Annotated in this window: 7 protein-coding genes; 2 read left to right on the top strand and 5 right to left on the bottom strand. The window is 59.4% G+C overall.

Going from position 1 to position 4,832, the window contains the following annotated elements; all coding sequences use genetic code 11:
* The 4 genes from BF95_RS24385 to BF95_RS24370 all read right to left on the bottom strand — a co-directional run.
* Nucleotides 1-394 (bottom strand): hypothetical protein (locus tag BF95_RS24385; protein ID WP_043155342.1); only part of this gene is annotated, 394 nt, incomplete at its 3' end.
* The gene (locus tag BF95_RS24380; protein WP_081764284.1) at nucleotides 391-921 is read right to left on the bottom strand and encodes a Mov34/MPN/PAD-1 family protein; all 531 of its coding nucleotides are present in this window, start codon (nucleotides 919-921) and stop codon (nucleotides 391-393) included. The genes BF95_RS24385 and BF95_RS24380, both read right to left, overlap by 4 nt.
* Nucleotides 875-1,360: a DUF7665 family protein gene (locus tag BF95_RS24375; protein ID WP_043155339.1), complete on the bottom strand. Its 486-nt coding sequence runs from the start codon at nucleotides 1,358-1,360 to the stop codon at nucleotides 875-877. Before BF95_RS24375 ends, BF95_RS24380 begins: the two co-directional genes overlap by 47 nt.
* Nucleotide 1,361: 1 nt before the next feature.
* Nucleotides 1,362-1,850 (bottom strand): hypothetical protein, encoded by a 489-nt coding sequence (locus BF95_RS24370; protein ID WP_043155336.1) that lies wholly within the window; start codon nucleotides 1,848-1,850, stop codon nucleotides 1,362-1,364.
* Nucleotides 1,851-2,173: 323 nt separating this feature from the next.
* On the opposite strand from BF95_RS24370, the gene BF95_RS24365 reads away from it, so the two are divergent.
* A complete protein-coding gene (locus BF95_RS24365; RefSeq protein ID WP_043155333.1) occupies nucleotides 2,174-3,397 on the top strand; it encodes a DUF4917 family protein in 1,224 nt (407 codons plus the stop codon).
* Between the two features lie 125 nt (nucleotides 3,398-3,522).
* Here BF95_RS24365 and BF95_RS28520 read toward each other — a convergent pair whose 3' ends face one another.
* Entirely contained in the window at nucleotides 3,523-3,693 is a 171-nt protein-coding gene (locus tag BF95_RS28520) for a hypothetical protein (RefSeq protein ID WP_200867014.1), read from the bottom strand.
* A gap of 188 nt (nucleotides 3,694-3,881) precedes the next feature.
* Here BF95_RS28520 and BF95_RS26965 point away from each other — a divergent pair, with 188 nt between their 5' ends.
* Nucleotides 3,882-4,265, top strand: coding sequence for a hypothetical protein (locus BF95_RS26965; protein WP_081764227.1), 384 nt, complete (start codon nucleotides 3,882-3,884; stop codon nucleotides 4,263-4,265).
* Nucleotides 4,266-4,832 lie beyond the last annotated feature (567 nt).

The following is a 4,832-nucleotide window of genomic DNA, read 5'->3' as shown; positions in this document are numbered from 1 at the left end:
CCGCCCACCGCAGGCGCCACGCCGGTGCAGGACCGTCCGGCGGCGCAGCGTCCCCGATGATCGCGCTGGGCCAGTCGTCGCGCGTGCGCCCGACGCAGGTTCCGCCCAGCGCCGCGACTGCGGCGGCGAGGGTCATCTCGGTCGAGAGGGCGGTCACAACGGGCTGGTCGCCGACGCCCTCGACTTCGATACCGCCGAGCATCGTGCGCCGGGCCGCGTTGACTAGGGTGAGCAGCGCGATCTGGCCGTTAAGGGTCGTAGCGCTCGCCGCGTCGACGGTGATAGTCATGCCAAAACGGGAAAGCATGTCGAGCGCGTCCTCGGCGGTTGCCGCCCGTCCGTTGTCCATGAAGTATTTCGCCGTGCGGTGCAGGCGGTCGGGATCGGTCGTCATAGGAACTTGCTCCAGAAGTCGTTGTACAGGAAGCGGCGCGCGGGAGCGCCGGAATGGTCGGTCCAAGCGTGGTCGCCGCGGTATTCGAAGACACCGAGCGTCTCGCGTGGGGGGAGGCCCGTAGCGAAGTTCGGCACGATTATCGCGATGTGGCCTTCGCGTGCGACCATCGGATTGGTGCGGTCCGCCTCGCTCTGGAACGCACCCTCCCCGTGGGTGTGCATGTCGCCAACGACAGTGAGGCCGCGTGCCCGACAAATCGACCATAGCCTAGCGAACGCCGGGGCGTGGAGGATACAGACGCCAGAGCTGTAGGCCGCCGGGTCCAGGTCATCGTAAAAGACGACGTCCTGCACTTCGCGAAGGTCGCCCGAGCGGGCGCCGAGAAGGAACGCGCCGGCCTCGTGCTCGCGTTCACCGCGTCGATCGAGTTCGGCCAACACGCCGATCCAGATCTCTGGCCCGAAGCGGATGCCGCGGTTACGCCGCAAGAGCGCCCGTGTAATCGTCCTGATTGAGAAGGTCATGGACTTGCTCCAAATAGCAAATGATGCCGCGGTTGGGTTGCCACAGGCGGTTGGGGTGCTGGTTCACCCAGACGTCGTGTCCGTTCATCGAGATGCGGTCGCAGGGAAGGTAGAGGCAGGTGCCCCCCTGCCAATCGGGCCGGAAGATCGAGGGCAGGATCAGCTTGCCGCGCGGCCAAAGGTGCGCCGCGAGCGGAGCGTCGGTCGCGAGGTTCCAAGGCTGCGCGGTGACGGCAACTTGGGGATAGCCGCTGCACTCGAACCGCAGCCCGAACTCGGTGGGCGAGTTCGGGCGTGGCGCCGCAGACACGGCGATGACCACGTGAGGCCATCCCTGGGAAATGACGCGCCACCGCCCGTCGAACTGGCCGCACCGGAACTCCGGTACGGCCAAGTCGCGCTCGAGCAGCAGCTGGCTTGGGCGGACAGGCGCGTTCATCTCAGCCCTCGACGCGGATGTCGGGGACCAGATCGAAGCACAGCTCGCAGTGTCCGTGCTTGACCAGCTTGTGCAGCGGCGTGTCGGTCGGCGGGCGATCGGTGCCGCCGCAGACCTGCAGGACGTGCTCGGCGGCATCTCGCTTGGCGAGCTTGAAGTGGTCGACAGCCCACGTCTTGACGCGGCGCACGCGGGCGCCGGGGGCGAAGCTGTGGTGCTTGGTCTGCTCGAGATAGTGGATAGTGACGTCGATCTTGCGGCAACGGGCGAGGTGCAACTTCGCCCCGTGCTTGATGCGGTGCGGGCGCTTGTGGCCCTGCCACTCAATCGGCTCGTCGTCCTCGTCGTGGAAGAGGATGAACTCCTGGTCGATCTCGATGCCCGTCGCCTTGACGGTGGCGTGGACGATCTCGATAGAGGCGTTCTCGGGCAGGTCGACCTCGACGAGGCGGTCGTGACCCTGGACGGCAATGAAGACAATATGGGTCATTGGGCTTGGCTCCTGATCGGGCGGCGAACCGGCCGCCCTCACAAACCCAAGCGAAATCCGGGCGGAAAAATCGGGAAGAAATCCTCTGCCCTGTGCGTGACAAGTACCGCGCTGCCGTCGATCGCAGCGGCAATCATGCCTTCCACCCGGATCAGGCTCTGAAAAAATCGTTGACCTAGTCCGCGAACACGTGAGTCCGTTCTACCGACGGTGCATTTCGCTCTGACAATGGTGATATCAACGAACTAAGGTATCCCGCGCCGCGACGTTGGCTTCGGCTTGTTTGTGGGCAAGACCTAGTTAGGTACGAACGAGGAGCCGTGATGCCCGATCTAATCGACTTTGAGGAAGCGCTAAAGCGTACGGATGGCGAGGATCGGGCGCTGCTTATCGGCAACGGCTTTTCCGCCGAGTATTTCAGCTATCGAAACCTGCTCGACAAATCGGGGCTCGGTTCCGGGACCCCAATCCGGGACCTTTTCGATATATTGAATACCGTCGATTTCGAGGCTGTGGTTCGATCACTCGAAGGTGCGGTTTTGGTCGAGCGCGCTTACGGGCACGGTGCCCATGCGGATGAGATCGAGGCCGATGCGCAAAAGGTGCGGGAGGCGCTTGTAGCGGCTGTAAATTCCACGCATCCCGCGCATCGGGAGGACCTCGGTCTCAAGTACCTTAGTAGTTCCGCTTTCCTATCTCACTTTCAAACCGTTTTCTCGCTCAACTATGACCTGCTCCTCTACTGGGTGAACCTCGAAAAATCTGTACTGAAAGATGGATTTGGACTTGGGACAACAGAAGGTGCGTTTCATGGACCATTCAAAGAATCTGCACATTGTCACATCTACAGTCTCCACGGCGGCCTTCACCTGTTCGAGGACAAAATCGGTGATGTCTACAAGGCTATCGATCGTGGATCGGGTGTCATTGCGACGATCACCGATGCCATCGGCAAAGGGAGGCGATTCCCACTCTATGTGGCGGAAGGGTCCAGCGCCCAGAAGATGCGAAGGATCAACTCCGTCGCGTATCTGCGCCACTGCTATGACATGCTCGTGTTGAACCCGGCAACGGTGTTCGTGTATGGCCATAGCGCCGACGAGAACGACGCGCACATCTATCGCGCGATCTTCGGATCCTCCGCCAAGAAGGTGTACTTCGGTGTATACAAGCCCAATGGGGGAAAAACTGAAGGAACTCGATGGCCTCCTCGCAAAATATCAGCGAACCTCTGGATCGAGCACTGGCTACGCTTTTTTTTTTCGACAGCGAGAGTGCCCAGATCTGGGCGTAGGTTCCGTTATCCTAAGTTCCGATTAGCTGCATTAATGAATGGCCAATTCGGACGGCCAAGCGAAGTGTCGCAAACGACCGCTATGTTGGCGGTAACTGACATCGGTATTTCTGAGCCGGAATGTCGGCTATCCCATTATCAGTGCTCCGAACCTGACTGTCGCGAATGTCCCAGAGCTTGCCAAAAAGCGGGCCGCAATCAACCGCAAAACGCAGCCTGCTCCGCTAACGCCGAAAGCGGATGGATTGCATAGCTCATGTGTGATCCCTCCCATTGCGTTTGCTTTTCGCGTCGTCAAAATCTTGGTACATCATCCAGACTTATGAACGGCTTCGCTTTCGGCGGGGACAAGATGATGCAAACGCAGGGACAAGTCCCTCATTCCCACGATTTGGGCGGGACGTCCGTGCGCTTTTCTCGTTGCTGTCGCTCCAGATCAAGTTCACGCGCGATCTGACGGCCCAGGAGGCGCGCAAGTCGAAGGATGGCGGCATCCGCTTCGGCAGAAAGACTGGGAGGTGCATCTCGATTGGGCCGCTTCTTCTTCATCGCGGCCGTGTCCAGGATTTGAAGTAAGTCCATTTGGTAGAACCGTAAACAAAGCTCGGTGGAGGAGGGGAGGAAAAAGGGGCAAGATACTTGCGGTGGCCATGGGCGATCGGTCCACGGTGATCAGGGCGGATCGGTTTCCAGTCGGATGAACCTGTGTTATTTTTCCAGATGGAAAGGCTCTGCAGATGCAGGATGTTGATCACGTTGAAAGAACAGATGAGGCAGGCTCGCCATCGCCGCGTGCTGCCGATTGGTTTTGGCGGCCATGGTACGCGAAACTCTACTGGGTGACGGCGCTGCTGTACTGGATTGGTCTCGAGATCATGATAACCATCCCGTATGACCGAGTGAATAGCTCCGTGGCCAACACCATGGTGCTGCTCATCATCGTCTTCAATCCGATCACGGTGATAGCCGTGCTGGGATATGGCTTCCTCAAAGCCAAGGTCGCATGCGGGAAATGGGTGATAACGCCAGGCCCACCTTCGCAAAGACCTATGATCGATCCTTACACAGATCCCTTTGATATACGATCTGGGAGTATCCACCATAGACATATCGGCTCGTAGAAAGATGAACATTAGGGATCTCGGCGCTCCTTGAAGCTCGGGTCTCCGTCCGCTGGACCCTTATCTCGATCCAATAACGATCGACCTGAACTCAAGATCGACGATTGTTCCATCGATGTCAGAGGGGCGGTAACCTGCATGGTACCGCGACCAGAATCTGCTTGTTCTAAGTAGCGATTTCGAAGGCCTTGATTGCCGAGAACGCCGTCGCTCAAATTCCTTTGCAAAATGCTTCCTCGGGGGCGTCCGAACGGGGCAGCAGCTTTTTTCTGCCGACGCGATGACCTCACGAACATCGTAATTCACGATGTCCATCGACGACTGTGCCGAAAACGGTCGCAGCTCCCCCGATCAGAGATATCCATTCCCAGCTTGCCACTCAGCGATCCGGTGCCGTTACCGGAGGTACCCGCTTTACTTTTCGTTACGTTTGCCGCTGGCACCCCCTGCTAGCCGTTGCGGAGAGATCCCCGGACACGCTCTGGGGTGTTTGAAGTCTGATGGTCTGCGGTACGGGAGAGCGACCGTTGCCACCCGGTCTGCACCATGATCGCGGTGACGTCGCGC

Origin of the sequence: Sphingobium sp. Ant17, from assembly GCF_000588875.1 — a bacterium.
Taxonomy (GTDB): Bacteria; Pseudomonadota; Alphaproteobacteria; order Sphingomonadales; family Sphingomonadaceae; genus Sphingobium.
Note: the sequence above shows the minus strand (reverse complement) of the source record. Positions and strands in the feature narration are given on the sequence as shown.

Excerpts from the sequence above, each read along its gene's own strand:
- BF95_RS24380 (WP_081764284.1), bottom strand. The coding sequence starts at position 921 with ATGACCTTCTCAATCAGGACGATTACACGGGCGCTCTTGCGGCGTAAC.
- BF95_RS24375 (WP_043155339.1), bottom strand. The coding sequence starts at position 1,360 with ATGAACGCGCCTGTCCGCCCAAGCCAGCTGCTGCTCGAGCGCGACTTG.
- BF95_RS24370 (WP_043155336.1), bottom strand. The coding sequence starts at position 1,850 with ATGACCCATATTGTCTTCATTGCCGTCCAGGGTCACGACCGCCTCGTC.
- BF95_RS24365 (WP_043155333.1), top strand. The coding sequence starts at position 2,174 with ATGCCCGATCTAATCGACTTTGAGGAAGCGCTAAAGCGTACGGATGGC.
- BF95_RS28520 (WP_200867014.1), bottom strand. The coding sequence starts at position 3,693 with ATGAAGAAGAAGCGGCCCAATCGAGATGCACCTCCCAGTCTTTCTGCC.
- BF95_RS26965 (WP_081764227.1), top strand. The coding sequence starts at position 3,882 with ATGCAGGATGTTGATCACGTTGAAAGAACAGATGAGGCAGGCTCGCCA.